The sequence below is a fragment of the Mesorhizobium amorphae genome, assembly GCF_014843845.1.
GTDB lineage: Bacteria > Pseudomonadota > Alphaproteobacteria > Rhizobiales > Rhizobiaceae > Mesorhizobium > Mesorhizobium amorphae_A.
This window is the reverse complement of the sequence record NZ_JHQS01000019.1, coordinates 87,806-101,439: the sequence shown is the minus strand read 5'-3', so window position 1 is coordinate 101,439 and position 13,634 is coordinate 87,806. Positions and strand designations below refer to the sequence as shown.

At 66.1% G+C, this 13,634-nt stretch carries 11 protein-coding genes and 1 riboswitch; of the genes, 6 read left to right on the top strand and 5 right to left on the bottom strand.

All coding sequences use genetic code 11. The features are described from left to right. Positions 1-79 precede the first annotated feature (79 nt). Complete coding sequence (locus tag DH08_RS12500) at positions 80-1,609, top strand: winged helix-turn-helix domain-containing protein (RefSeq protein WP_192179596.1); 1,530 nt, start codon at positions 80-82, stop codon at positions 1,607-1,609. Here the strand turns inward: DH08_RS12500 and DH08_RS12495 are convergent. From DH08_RS12495 to DH08_RS12475, 5 genes are all read right to left on the bottom strand, one after another. Further along, entirely contained in the window at positions 1,585-1,917 is a 333-nt protein-coding gene (locus DH08_RS12495; RefSeq protein WP_246800795.1) for a hypothetical protein, read from the bottom strand. The genes DH08_RS12500 and DH08_RS12495 overlap by 25 nt on opposite strands. Before the next feature lie 26 nt (positions 1,918-1,943). Continuing rightward, entirely contained in the window at positions 1,944-2,354 is a 411-nt protein-coding gene (locus DH08_RS12490; RefSeq protein WP_192179595.1) for a hypothetical protein, read from the bottom strand. 47 nt (positions 2,355-2,401) lie between these two features. Beyond that, a complete protein-coding gene (locus DH08_RS12485; protein ID WP_192179594.1) occupies positions 2,402-5,503 on the bottom strand; it encodes an efflux RND transporter permease subunit in 3,102 nt (1,033 codons plus the stop codon). 74 nt (positions 5,504-5,577) lie between these two features. Continuing rightward, positions 5,578-7,149 carry an FAD-dependent monooxygenase gene (locus tag DH08_RS12480; protein ID WP_192179593.1) on the bottom strand — a complete coding sequence of 524 codons (1,572 nt, stop codon included), beginning with the start codon at positions 7,147-7,149 and terminating at the stop codon, positions 5,578-5,580. After that, on the bottom strand, positions 7,146-8,279 hold the full coding sequence (locus DH08_RS12475; RefSeq protein WP_192179592.1) for an efflux RND transporter periplasmic adaptor subunit: 1,134 nt from the start codon (positions 8,277-8,279) through the stop codon (positions 7,146-7,148). Before DH08_RS12475 ends, DH08_RS12480 begins: the two co-directional genes overlap by 4 nt. A gap of 386 nt (positions 8,280-8,665) precedes the next feature. Beyond that, a riboswitch (cobalamin riboswitch) is annotated at positions 8,666-8,873 on the top strand. A 188-nt stretch (positions 8,874-9,061) separates the two neighbouring features. Between DH08_RS12475 and DH08_RS12470 the strand changes: the two genes are divergently transcribed. From DH08_RS12470 to DH08_RS12450, 5 genes are all read left to right on the top strand, one after another. Beyond that, positions 9,062-9,844 carry an ABC transporter ATP-binding protein gene (locus tag DH08_RS12470; protein WP_192179591.1) on the top strand — a complete coding sequence of 261 codons (783 nt, stop codon included), beginning with the start codon at positions 9,062-9,064 and terminating at the stop codon, positions 9,842-9,844. A 34-nt stretch (positions 9,845-9,878) separates the two neighbouring features. Further along, complete coding sequence (locus tag DH08_RS12465) at positions 9,879-10,826, top strand: ABC transporter substrate-binding protein (protein WP_192179590.1); 948 nt, start codon at positions 9,879-9,881, stop codon at positions 10,824-10,826. 29 nt (positions 10,827-10,855) lie between these two features. Beyond that, positions 10,856-11,842, top strand: a complete 987-nt coding sequence (locus DH08_RS12460; RefSeq protein WP_192179633.1) for a FecCD family ABC transporter permease — start codon at positions 10,856-10,858, stop codon at positions 11,840-11,842. Positions 11,843-11,953: 111 nt separating this feature from the next. After that, a complete protein-coding gene (locus DH08_RS12455) occupies positions 11,954-12,433 on the top strand; it encodes a MarR family winged helix-turn-helix transcriptional regulator (protein WP_192179632.1) in 480 nt (159 codons plus the stop codon). Continuing rightward, entirely contained in the window at positions 12,430-13,593 is a 1,164-nt protein-coding gene (locus tag DH08_RS12450) for an HlyD family secretion protein (RefSeq protein ID WP_192179589.1), read from the top strand. The genes DH08_RS12455 and DH08_RS12450 overlap by 4 nt, the downstream gene beginning before the upstream one ends. The last annotated feature ends 41 nt before the right edge of the window (positions 13,594-13,634 follow it).

The window sequence follows — 13,634 nt, the reverse complement described above, 5'->3', positions numbered from 1 at the left end:
TCACCCCGCCTCATCGCACCCGCCCCTTGACGTCCCCTCCATCCCGCATGTCCAATACGCCCCATCAGGGAGGATCCCGGTGGAGATCGCCACGGCCGATCAGGTCTTTCACTTCGGCGGCTACACGCTCGACCTCGGCAAGGGCACGCTGCGCCATGCCGACGGGCCGGCGTTCCTGCGGCCGAAGGCCTATGCGGTGCTGACGCTGCTGGCCCGGCACATGGGTCGCGTCGTGCCCAAATCGGAGATCATGGATGCGGTGTGGCCGGGCGTCTTCGTCACCGAGGATTCGCTGACGCAGTCGGTCCGCGAGATCCGCAAGGTGCTGGGCGACGACCTCGTGCGCACCGTGTCGAAGCGCGGCTACATGCTGGCGGCCGAGGTCGAGCCGGCGCCCGAGATCGGTTCGCAGCCGATCGTGGCGGTGCTGCGCTTTCGCAACGAGAGCGGCAACCCGGCCGACGATCCGATCGTCGACGGCTTTGCCGAGGATATCATCAACGGCCTGGCGCGCTTCGGCACGGTCACGGTTCTGGCCCGCAATTCCAGCTTCTCCTTCGCCTCCTATGCGCGCTCAGAGTGGCCGCAGATCCGCTCGCGCATCGGCGCCGACTATCTGGTCGAAGGCTCGGTGCGCCGGCAGGGAGACCAGATCCTGGCCGCCGTCAACCTTGTCGACGCGGCCAATGCCAGCCAGCTCTGGGGCGACCGCTACCAGGCCGCCGACAGCGGCTTCTCCGCCATCCAGCAGGATATCGTCGAGGAGATCGTCGGGCGGCTGGCAAGGCGGGTCACCAATGCCGGCCTGCAGCAGGCGTCGCGCAAACCGGTCACCAGCCTTGCCGCCTATGAGCTGGTGCTGCGCGGCGTGGCCCTGGTGCGCGACCCCGCCCAGACCGACATCGAGGGCGCGAGAGCCTTCTTCGAGGCGGCGGTCGCCAAGGATCCGGCCTATGGGCTCGCCCATATCTATGTCGGCCTGACCTGCGCGCTGAAGGGTGAATTCGAAGAGTCCAGCCATGCCGACCTGGTGCAGGCGCGCGAGCACGTCGCCAGGGGCCTGGCGCTGTCGCCGGACCAGGCGACCGGCCATCGCATCCAGTCGCTGGTGCGCCTCTACATGCGCGAGCACGACGCCGCCGAGCATCATTTGCGGACCGCGCTCGAACTCAATCCCTGCGATGCCGACTGCATCGAGCAGATGGGCCTCGTGCTGACCATGCGCGGGCGCCCGTTCGAGGCGCTGGGCTGGCTGGCGCGCTCCATCCGCATCGATCCGATGATCCCGCACTGGTATCAGTTCGACCGCTCGATGGCGCTTTACATGATGGGCGACTACAAGCCGGCGGCCGAGGCGCTGGAGCTTGCGACACGGCCGACGCCGTGGATCAGGACGCGGCTAGCCGCCTGCTACGCCCAGCTCGGCGCGATGGACGAAGCGCGCCGGCAAGCCGCCCTCATCAACGAGAGCGACCCCGATTTTTCGCCGATCGATTATGCGACCAAGGCCATGCCGTTTGAGAGCCCGGCCGACGCCGCGCATCTGGCCGACGGCATCCGGCGGGCGCTTGGCGAGCAGGCGGGTCAATCGACGACCACGACGATATAGCGCCCCTGATAGGCCCGGTAGTAGGTGCCGCCGCAACGCCAGACGGCAAAGCCGTTGACCTTGGTGCGGACGCAGCCGGTGGGCAGCGTGGCGACCCAGGCCGTGGTGTGCCTCAGCACGCGCCATGTGGTGTTGCGCCGCGCGACGCCGGCAGCACTTCGCGGCGTCCAGGGCTGGCCGACTCGGGCCTCGGCCGCGCCGACCAGCGACAGGGCCGGCACCGTGCTACCGATGATCTCGACGGCCGCGAGGCCGATTGCGGCCGCGGTGGCGATCGAACGGAATTTCTTGATGGATTTCATAGGCATGTTCTCTCTCCTGTTGGTTTCGACGTCTAGCGGGATGACGCGGCAAGCCGGGCAGCGCCCGCCAATGCCGCAAGGTGGGCGACCACGAAGAGAAAATGTGCCGCGGTCGTCGCGTAGCCGACGGCAAGCACGTCGGCGGCGATGAAGAACTGCCAGAACAACAGGTTCGCGGTTCCGAGCAGCATATGGACGGCTGCCAGCACGGCATGCCAGTTGCGCGAATAGGCGATCCGCCACATCGTCACCCCGATGATCAGGGCCAGGCCGTGCGCCTCGATGAAGCCGATGCCGGTGCCTGGCGCATTGGCGAGCAGCGTGGCCTCCGCGCCGACCCCGAAGAACGAGCCGGCGATGTCGGTGGCCAGGCCGCCCGCCGATGCGAGGATCAGGAAGCCGGCATTGATGCGGATGAGAAGATTTCCATAAGCAGGGGACATTTTTCAAATTCCTTCCAGTTAAGTTGCAGGCCGGGATGCCGACCGCCTCAGGCAGCCAGCTGTTGCGGTTCGGCGATGGCCTCGCCCGGTTCGGCCGCGGCGACGGTTTGCGCCGGCGCCTTGATGCGGAACCAGGTGACGTAGAGCGTCGGCAGGAAGACCAGCGTCAGCGCCGTCGCCACCACCAGCCCGCCCATCACCGCATAGGCCATCGGGCCCCAGAACACGGTCGGCGCGATCGGGATCATGCCGAGGATGGCGGCGGCCGCCGTGAGCAGGATCGGCCGCAGCCGGTGCTCGGTGGCGCTGATCACCGCCGCCCACGGCTCCTCGCCGCCGGCGATATGCTCGTCGATCTGCGAGATCAGGATGACCGAGTTGCGGATCACCATGCCGATCAGCGACATCACGCCGAGGATGGCGACGAAGCCCATCGGTGCGCCCGAGATCAGCAGGGCGCCGGCCACGCCGATCAGCGCCAGCGGTGCCGTCAGCAGCACTAGGAAGAGGCGCTGGATGCTCATCAGCTGCACCATCAGCACCGTCATCATGATGAACAGCATCAGCGGAAACACCACGAAGATCGAGGCCTGCGCCTTGGCGCTGTCCTCCATGACGCCGCCAAGGGCGACATCATAGCCGGCCGGCAGGCTGGCCTCGAAGGCGGCGATCGGTCCCTCGAGCTGCGTCACAATCGCCGTGGCATCCGCGCCGGGCACCACGTCGGCCTGGACGGTGACCGTCGGCAGGCGGCCGCGGCGCCAGATCAGCGGCGGCTCGGTCTGGTAGGTGAGCGTCGCCACCTGTTCGAGCGGCACCCGCTGTCCGCCGGCGGCGCTGACCGTCAGCGTGCGCAGCGTGTCGATGCTGGCCCGTTCCTCGGGAATCGCCCGCGCCACGACATCGACAAGCCAGGTCCGATCGCGCATCTGCGCGATCCTGGAGCCGGACAGCACCGAGTTGATGGTGTCGGACAGTTGCTGCGAGGAGATGCCAAGCGCACGCGCCCGGTCCTGGTCGACCTCGACCTTGATGACCTTGGCCGGCTCGTTCCAGTCGTAGTTGATGTTGCGCACGCTCGCATTGGCGCCGATCACCTGCGCAAAGCGCTGCGCGATGTCGCGGGTCTGTTCGGCGTCGGGTCCGCTGACGCGGAATTTCAGCGGCCAGCCGACCGGCGGTCCGAGCTCGAGCGGCGTGACGCGGCTCATGACGTCGTCGAAGCCGGTCGACAGCGCCTTCTCCAGCCGCTCGATGACCGCCTGCCTGACGGCATGGCCCTTGGTGACGACCACCGCCTGGGCGAAGAAGTCGTTGGCGAGCTGCGCGTCGAGCGGCAGGTAGAAGCGCACCGCGCCCTGACCGACATAGAAGCTCCAATGGTCGATGTCCGGATCGGCCTTGAGCAGCGTCTCGACGCGCTCGACGGTCGCCTGCGTCGCCTGCAGCGAAGCGGTGCGCGGCAGCGTCAGGTCGACCATCACTTCCGGCCGGTCCGACTTCGGGAAGAACTCCTGCGGCACCAGGCCCATGGCAAGCACCGACAGCGCGAACAGTCCCGCCGTGCCGCCCAGCACCACCCACTTCATGCGCATCGAAAGGTCGAGCACGGCACGGAAGCCGCGCGAGAAGCGCGAACTGCCATGGCCACCATGGCCCTTGAGGCGCTCGGGCAGGATCGCCACGCCGGTGAGCGGCGTGAACAACACCGCGACCACCCACGACACGACCAGCGCGATGCCGACCACCGCAAACAGCGAGAAGCAATATTCGCCGGCGCCGCTCTGGGCAAAGCCGACCGGCACGAAGCCGGCGATGGTGACCAGCGTTCCGGTCAGCATCGGGAAGGCTGTCGACGTGTAGGCATAGGTGGCGGCGGTGATCTTGTCGTGCCCTTCCTCCATCTTCGAGATCATCATCTCGACGGCGATCATGGCATCGTCGACCAAAAGCCCGAGCGCGATGATCAGCGCGCCGAGCGAGATGCGCTGCAGCGAAATGCCGAAATACTGCATCGCGACGAAGGTGATGGCGAGCACCAGCGGGATGGCGACGGCCACCACGATGCCGGGCCGCCAGCCGAGCGCCAGGAAGGAAACGGCGAGCACGATGGCGATCGCTTCGCCGAGGCTCTTGGTGAATTCGCCGACGGATTCCTCGACCACATGCGACTGATCCGCGACCAGCCGCAGATCGACGCCGGCCGGCAATTCACGCTGCGTCTCGGCGACCTTGTCCTTGACGTGCTCGCCAAGCGCCAGCGCGTCACCGCCCGACGTCATCGCGATCGCGATGCCGATCGCCGGCTCGCCGTTGAAGCGGAATTGCGGCTGCGCTGGGTCGGAATAGCTGCGCTTGACCTCGGCGACATCGCCCAGGCGGAAGTAATGGCCATTGGCGTAGAAATTGATCGCCTTCAGGCTCTCTTCGGAGGTGAACTCGCCGGTGACGCGGATTGCGATGCGTTCGGGGCCGGCATCGACCGTGCCGCTCGGCGTCAGCGCGTTCTGCGCCTGCAGCGCCTGCGACAGCGAGCCGACATCGAGGCCAAGCGCTGCGACCTTCTGCGTCGAGAATTCCAGATAGATCTTCTCGTCCTGCTGGCCGACCAGGTCGACCTTGGCGACATCGGGCACGCGCAGGAAATCGGCGCGCAGGCCGCTCGCCAGATCCTTCAACTGGCGGTGGCTCAAGCCGTCCGAACTCAGCGCGTAGATCAGCGAATAGGTGTCGCCGAACTCGTCATTGTAGAACGGGCCCTGGACGCCGGACGGCATGGTCGACTTGATGTCGTCCATCTTCTTGCGGACCTGGTACCAGAGCGGCTGCACCTCTGCGGCGCCGACCGTGTCCTTCAGATTGACGAAGACCACGGATTCGCCGGGCTTGGTGTAGCTCTTGACGTAGTCGAGGTTAGGAAGCTCCTCGAGCTTCTTCTCGATGCGGTCGGTGACCTGCTCGACCGTGTCGTTGGTGTCGGCGCCGGGCCACATCGTCTTGATCACCATGGTCTTGATGGTGAAGGGCGGATCCTCCTCCCGCCCCAGCGCGGAGTAGGCCCAAAGCCCGGCAAGCGCTGCCACCGCCATCAGATAAAGCACGAAGCTGCGGTGCCGGATGGCCCAGTCGGAGAGGTTGAAAGAGGTCATGGCTCTGCTCCCTCAGCCGCAGCGCCTCCGCGCCGCCGGCTGTTCAAAAACGATGGGTTGACGAGATGCCGGCCTCAGGCGGCCGACAGCATTCTCAGGTTTCTCAACCGGCTGGCACCCTGTCGCCGCGGCTTGATTGCCAGAGCGGCGATGTAGCGCTCGAACGCCTGCGGGTCCTGCGTGCCGGCGGCCAGCGCGACGTGGCCGTCGGGTCTGACGAGATAGGCGCCGTCGCACTGGAGACCCGCGGCTTTCGCCCTGTCCGACCAGGCAAAGACGTGGAGGGGAATACCGGTCGCGGTGAGCATCTCCAGGAACGCGGCATTCGCCTCGCCATAGACATGGATCTGCCAGTCGAGCGATCGTAGCGGCTCGAAATTGTCGCTGCTGCCGGACGCGACATAGGGCAGGCGGTCGCCGCCCTGGATCGCGCCGGCCTTGCCGCTGCTGATCGCGCTGGCACGATACTGGATCCGGGTCTGCGAGATCATGCCGAAAAAAGCACGCGATCCGGCAGCCGTCCCAAGAACCACGCGCAGGATCTTCGGCATTAGATAGCGGCGGAACAGGCCGACCAGCCGCGAGCGGCTGGTGGCGACGCGGAAGACCCTGTCGGTGCTGTCGATCAGCAGCCTGGCAAAGGCGATGCGCTCCGGCTCGTAGCTGTCCAGCAGACGCTTGTCGGCGCGGCCTTGCAGCACCGCCGCCAGCTTCCAGGCGAGGTTGACCGCATCGCCCATGCCGGTGTTCATGCCCTGGCCGCCGGCCGGGCTGTGGATGTGGCCGGCGTCGCCGGCAAGGAACACGCGGCCGATGCGGAAGCGCTCGGCGACCCGGTGATGCACGCGGTAGGTCGAGAACCAGTTCACCTTGTCCACCGCAATGCCGGTGTCGCGCTCGACATCGGCGCGGATCGCCTCGAAGGTGATCGTCTCGTCCGCCTCGTGCGCCTTCGGCACCACGCCGATCAGCCGCAGCGAACCGGATTGCCTGACCGGCATGACGATGGCGAAGCCATAGGCGCTGACCGTGGTGTCCATGCCGTTAGGGGTCACCGCGCCGCTGCCATCGACGTCGGCGACGTAGAAGGACTGCTCATAGGTGCCGCCGGGAAAGCCGATGGCGAGCCCATGGCGCACGGCGCTGCGGGCGCCATCGCAGCCGACGAGATAGGCGGCATTGACGGTCTCGGTCGCGCCTTGCTTGTTCAAGGTGGCGACAACCGTGCCCCCCGTGTCCTCGAAGGCGACCAGTTCGGTGTTGCGCTCGACCCTGACGCCGGCACGCTCGAGATGCGTGATCAGGATGCGTTCGTGAATGTCTTGCGGCAGCGCGAAAGCGAATGAATACGGGCTGATACCGCGGCCGAAGTCGCTGAGCGGAAGCCTGGCGGCGATGCCAGCCGGTGTACGCACCGTCAGTCGCTCGACCCTGACGCCGGCGGCGAGCACGTCGTCGACGATGCCGATCTGGCGGTGGAACTCCAGCGTGCGGGCCTGGACAGCCAACGCGCGCGAGGTTTCGCCCGGGCCTGCATCCTTGTCGAAAATACGCACCTGGACGCCGAGGCGGGTGAGCCACAGCGCAAGCGTCAGTCCGGTTGGTCCGGCGCCGGCAATCAGTACTTGAGTCTGCGAGGCACTCATCTGGCTATTCCTTCGGTGAGGCGAACCTTTTCGTGTTCACGCAGCCGGTTGACGCCGGCGGTGACGACAATGTCGCCCTCGGCAAGGCCATCGCTGACGACGACGCGGTCAGTCTCGTAGCGGGCAATGGCGACCGGCTTGAGTTCCACGGTCGAGGACGCGGCCACCACCCAGACGGCCGGCTTGCCATCCTTGTCGAACAGCGCGCTTCCCGGCAGCACCACGACAGGGGCGCTCATCGTGTTGACGCGGCCGGCGACGCTGCTGCCGAAGCGCATTTCGTCGGGGGTGTCGCGCAGCGCGACCTTGACCTGGAAGGTGCGGGTCGCGGCGTCAGCCATCGGCGAGATTTCACGAATGATGCCGATTGTCGCGATCGCCGGATTGCTCAGCAGCGAGACCTTGATTTCAAGGGGACGCCTCGCATCCCCGCCGGTCGAGAAGGCTGCTTCGGCGATCGAGAAGACCGCGTCGCGGGCGGCAGGGTCGGCGACGCGCGCCACCATCTGGCCGGCATTGACGACCTGGCCCGCTTCGGCGCCGGTCGCGGTCACCACCCCATCGAAATCGGCATGCAGCTCGGTATAGGCAAGCTGGTCCCTGGCCATCTCGAAGCCGATCCTTGCCGATTCAAGCTTTGCCTCGGCCGAACGCAGGCCCTTCAGCGTTGCGTCGTAAGTGGCCCGTGTCGCAAAGCCCTTGGCAAGAAGCGCTCCGATGCGGGCCTCGGCGGCACTGGCTTCGACCAGCACGGCCTCGGCGGCCGCGACGTCGGCCCTGGCGCTGGCGAGGCGGTTGCGATAGTCTTGGTCTTCGATGCGGGCGAGCACGTCGCCCTTCTTCACCATCTGGCCGACCTCAGCCGTGCGCTGCACGAGCTTGCCGGACAGCCGGAAGCCGAGATCGCTTTCGCGCTGCGGCCGGATCTCGCCGATGGCGATGCGCTCATCGGCCTGCGGGGCAGGCTTCACCGCCATGGCCCTGACGAGCTTGGCTTCGGGCACGTTCGGTTCGACCGCCGCGGCCTCGCCCTTTGCACCGTACCAGACCATCGCGGCGGCGCAGGCAAGTGCTGCCAAGGATGCGGCGACGAGACGATGCTTTCCGCGCCTGTTGTGCAAGAGTGTCATGTTGTCTCCTTACCCGATGTGCGGCCTGCGCCGGGCAAGGGCGCGTTAGCCGAAGATCCCATTGGCTGGAGAAGAACCGGGCGCTTGATGCGCGATTGCAAGGAGCGATCTCAAGAACCAGCGCCCGTCTTGACCAGCACGAGCTTATTCGCCTTTTCGGCCCGTGAAATCCCGATCGGGTTCTGAAAATTTTCCGATGTTTTGGCGCCATCCCCCTAAGACGCCGGCCTGTCGATATGCCTGGGCATCGAGGGAAAGAGGGAACGTCGGCCGCCGGTGTTGACAGCACAGGGCAGTGCTTGATACGTAATGTTATTACATATGTTGTCCACCTAAGGCGACCGATGCCCGCAATCAAAAAACATTGCCGCGCGATCTTCGGAAACCTACGGTGGAAAAATGATGGTCCCCGAGTCGAAAGGCGAGGGGTGAAAAGGGAACACGGTGAGACCGTTTTTGGGTCGAGGCCGTGGCTGCCCCCGCAACTGTAAGCGGCGAGCAACATCCGCAAATGCCACTGGCCGGCAAGGCTGGGAAGGCAGGATGAAGCCGAGACCCGCGAGCCAGGAGACCTGCCATCAGCATGAGTTGACCGGACGGGGTGTGCCGGGAGGAGACGTAGCCATCGGTCTGTCGTCCGATCGGCCCAGCTTCCTTCCGTCGCCAATTTTGGAAAGTGACGGAACTTTGGAAGCCTCCATCCATCGCATCATCGTGTGCACGCTGTGCCGCGACTCCACCGGACTGGCTCGCATCCCCGCTTCGAGGCCGGGGCTGAGCCGATGATGCTGCTCGAAGCCCGCGACGTGAGCGCGAGGGCGAATGGCCGCCGCCTGGTCGATGGCGTAAGCCTGTCGGTCGCAGCAGGCGATCGCCTGGCCATCATCGGTCCCAACGGCGCCGGCAAGACCACGCTTTTGCGCATGCTGTGCGGCGCGCTGCAGCCAAGCACCGGCGAGATGCTCCTGTCGGGGCGCCGTCTCGACCGGATCACGCCGGCCGAGCGGGCGCTCAACATGGCGGTCGTCGGCCAGACCGACCAGCCGGATCCGCGGCTCGCCTTGATCGACTATGTCGAGCTTGGCCGCGTCCCGCATGCCGGCATGAGGCGCCTGCGCGAAGATCGCGACATCGTCGTCGACGCACTGCGCAGGACCGGCCTGCTGCCGCTGCTCGGCCGCAGCATCGGCTCGCTCTCCGGCGGCGAGCGCCAGCGCGCGCAACTGGCTAGAGCCATCGCCCAGGAGCCAAAGATACTGTTCCTCGACGAGCCGACCAACCACCTCGATCCGCGCGCCCGTGGCGAGCTGCTCGAACTGGTCGCCGGCTTCGGCATGAGCGTGGTTGCGGTGCTGCACGATCTCGCGCTGGTGGCGCCCTTCGCCACCCGGGTCGCGGTGATGAACGACGCCCGGCTACATGCGCTGGCGCCGCCGCGCGAGGCGCTGACGCAAAAGCTGATCCGCGACGTGTTCGGCATCGACGTCTTCCGCCTGCGCCACCCGACCGAGGATCGCGAGCTCACCGTCTTCGACGTTCCCAACCGCGCCTCCTCGCCATCCTGAACCGACTTTCCATGCACCCAAGGAGCCATGCCTCGTGAAACGCCTCGCCCTCTCTTTTGCCCTGTCGCTGTTTACCTCGGCGACGTTCGCCTTTCCGGTCACCGTCGACAGCTGCGGCAAGAAGCTGACCTTCGACGCGCCGCCGAAGCGCGCCGTCATCCATGATCTCAACATGGCCGAGATGGCCTTCGCGCTGAAGCTGCAGCCGTCGATCGTCGGCCTGACCGGCATCACCGGCTGGTACAAGGTCGGCCCCGAATTCAAGGCCGATCAAGGCTCGATCCCCGAACTGGCGCCAAAGTATCCGACGCTGGAAAACCTGGTCGCCGCCCAGCCCGATTTCTTCTTCGCCGGCTGGTACTACGGCATGAAACCGGGCGGCGAGGTGACGCCCGACACGCTCGCCCCGCACGGCATCAAGACGCTGGTGCTGACGGAGAGCTGCGTCCATCTCGACAAGAGCCATCCCGCAGCCTCGATGGACCTGCTCTATGGCGACGTCGAAAAGTTGGGCAAGATCTTTGGTAAGGAAGCCGAGGCCGACAAGCTTGTTTCGGGCTGGAAGGCGCAACTGGCTGCGATCACCGCCAAGGTCGGCAGCGCCAAGGGCACACGCGTGTTCCTCTATGATTCCGGCGAGGACAAGCCGTTCACCGCCGGCAAATTCGCCATACCGAACGCCATGATCACGGCTGCCGGCGGCGACAACGTCATGGCGGACATGGAGACGAGCTGGGGCACGACGGATTGGGAGACGGTGGCGGCGCGCAACCCGCAATTCCTCATCCTGCTCGATTACCAGGATGGCGGCGGCTACAGGAAGCTGCTCGAATTCCTGAAGGCGCATCCGGCGATGAAGGAGACCGACGCGGTCAAGAACGAGCGCTTTGTAGCACTGCGCTATGCCGAGCTGACGCCCGGACCCGCCAACATCGAGGCAATCGGCAAGATCGCCAAAGCGATGCATCCGGAAGCCTTTTGAGCTTGCGGCCGAAGTCCTTTCCTTTCGTGATGATAGCGGGCGCGGCACTGGTTGCCGCGCTCGCTTTGCTGTCGATCGCCTATGGCTCGACGGTGATCGCGCTGCCCGATGTCATCGGCGCCCTGGCGCGTGCGGTCGGTCTCGACGCGCACGCCGTGTCCGGCCCGGTCGGCAAGATCGTCGTCGACCTCCGGCTACCGCGCACGCTGCTGGCGATCGCGGTCGGCGCCGGGCTGGGTGTCGTCGGCGTATTGCTGCAGACGGTGACCCGCAACGATCTCGCCGATCCGTTCCTGTTCGGCCTCTCGTCGGGCGCGGCCGCCGGCGCCGTCTCCGTCATCACCGTCTTCGGCGACAGTTTCGGCATCTGGACCTTGCCGGTCGCCGCTTTCACCGGCGGCATGCTGGCCGCGGCCGTGGTGCTGTTGCTTGTCTCGCGCGTGAAGGGGCAGGGGCCCGAGCGGCTGATCCTTGCCGGGCTTGCCGTCTCCTTCATGTTCACCGCGCTCACCAATTATCTGGTCTTCGCCGGCGACCAGCGCGCCGCCCATTCGGTGCTGTTCTGGACCATGGGCGGGCTCGGCCTGGCGCGCTGGGATAATATTGGTTTGGCTGCGCTGGGCGCGGGCATCATCCTTGCCTATGGGCTGTGGAACCACCGCCGGTTCGATGCCTTCCTCGCCGGCGAGAACGCCGCCGAAAGCCTCGGCGTGCCAGTGGCGCGCATGCGCCGCACGACCTTTCTCGTCGCTGCCCTGTCGACCGCGATCCTCGTGTCGGTCGCCGGCGTCATCGGCTTCGTCGGCCTGATGATCCCCCATCTCTGCCGGCCATTGGCCGGTCCGTTGCATCTGCGCCTCATCGCAAGCTCGGCGCTGTTCGGCGCGGTGCTGCTTTTAGCCAGCGATCTTCTGGCCCGCACGCTGCTGGCGCCGCAGGAACTGCCGATCGGCATCATCACCAGCTCGCTCGGCGCCTTCTTCGTCGTCACCATGTTGATCCGCAACCGCCTGTGATGGGACAACAGAGCCACAAGCGATGGTCTCCGCTCCCGATCACGGCGTCGTGACCGTATTTGCATGGCTGCCCACGTTGAATAGTAAGCACGCTTATTATATATGCCGCTCATGGTTTCCGACGGCATCGACAGATTGGGATTTTTGATCCACGACGTGCAGCGCCTGATGCGCAAGCGCTTCGAGGCGCGCGCCAGCGGCTTCGGCCTGTCCTCGGCGCAATGGCGGCTTCTGGTCCGCGTCGCCAAGGAAGAGGGCGTCGCGCAGGCACGGCTCGCCGAGCTTCTCGAAATCGAGCCGATCAGCGTATCGCGCCTGGTCGATCGCATGGAGGAGGGCGGCTGGATCGAGCGCCGTTCCGACGCGACCGACCGCCGCGTGCGCATGATCTTCCCGACCACCAAGGCAAGCGAGGCCTATAACCACGTCAAGAGCCTGGCCGGCGAGGTCTACGAGGAATCGCTGGTCGGCGTTTCGCCGGAAGATCGCCGTGTTCTGATCAGGGCGCTGGACACCATCGTGCAGAATCTTGCGGACGGCGAGGCGTCGTCCCTGGAAAAAGTCAGGAATACGGAAGGCGCAGCAGCATGAACGCGGTAGCCAAAATAGACGAAAAGATCACCAAGCTGGAAATGGAAGCGACGGCGCCCGTGGCGGTCGCGCCTCCGCAGCAGCCGGCGCCGGTCGCGCCGAAGAAGAAGCGGCGCCTCGGCCGCTCCCTGTTGATGATCGCGCTGCCCGCGGCGCTGATCGTTGGCGGCAGCTATGTCTGGGTGACCGGCGGCCGCTACCAGGAGACCGAGAACGCCAATCTGGAGCAGGCCAAGGTGTCGATCGCCTCCGACACGGCGGGCCGTATCGTGACGGTCGACATAGCCGACAACCAGCTCGTCAGGCAGGGCGATGTGCTGTTTGCCATCGATCCCGAGCCCTATCGGATCGCGCTCGCCCAGGCTGACGCGGCGGTGGCCGGCGCGCGCCTCAATGTCGAGCAGTTGCGTGCCGCCTATAGCCAGTCGATGGCGCAGGAGAAGTCCGACAGCAGCGAGGTCGATTTCGCGCAGTCGCAATATGACCGCGCCGCCGACCTCGCCCAGAAGGGCATCAACGCCAAGTCGTCGCTCGATCAGGCCAAGAACGATCTCGACAAGGCCAAGCAGCAGCTGGCGGTCGCCGAACAGGGCATCATAAGCGCCAAGGCGGCCCTTGGCGGCAATCCCGAGATCGAGACCGACAAGCACCCGTCCGTGATGGCGGCGCTCGCCGCGCGCGACAAGGCCGCCTACGATCTGGCGCAGACCACGGTCAAGGCACCAGCCGATGGCGTCATCAGCCAGGCCTCCTCGTTCAAGGTCGGCCAGTATGTCGGCTCCGGCACGCCGCTGTTCTCGCTGGTCGAGACCGGCGACACCTGGATCGACGCCAATTTCAAGGAAACCCAGCTTACCAACATGAAGCCGGGACAGAAGGCCGAGATCATGGTCGACACCTATCCGGGCAAGACCTTCGCGGCGACCGTCAAGGCGATCGGCGCCGGCACCGGCGCGGAGTTCTCGCTGCTGCCCGCCCAGAACGCCACCGGCAACTGGGTCAAGGTCACCCAGCGCATCCCGGTGCGCCTGGAACTGACTGACCCCGACGCCAAGATGGCGCTGCGCACCGGCATGAGCGTGACCGCCACCGTCGACACCGGTGTGGCGCGCGGGCTGCCGAAGATCTTCGGCCACGCCACGGCTGGCGAGGCGCAGTAAACGGATTTCGTGCGAGGCGGCGGAAGCTGCGTCTGACAAAC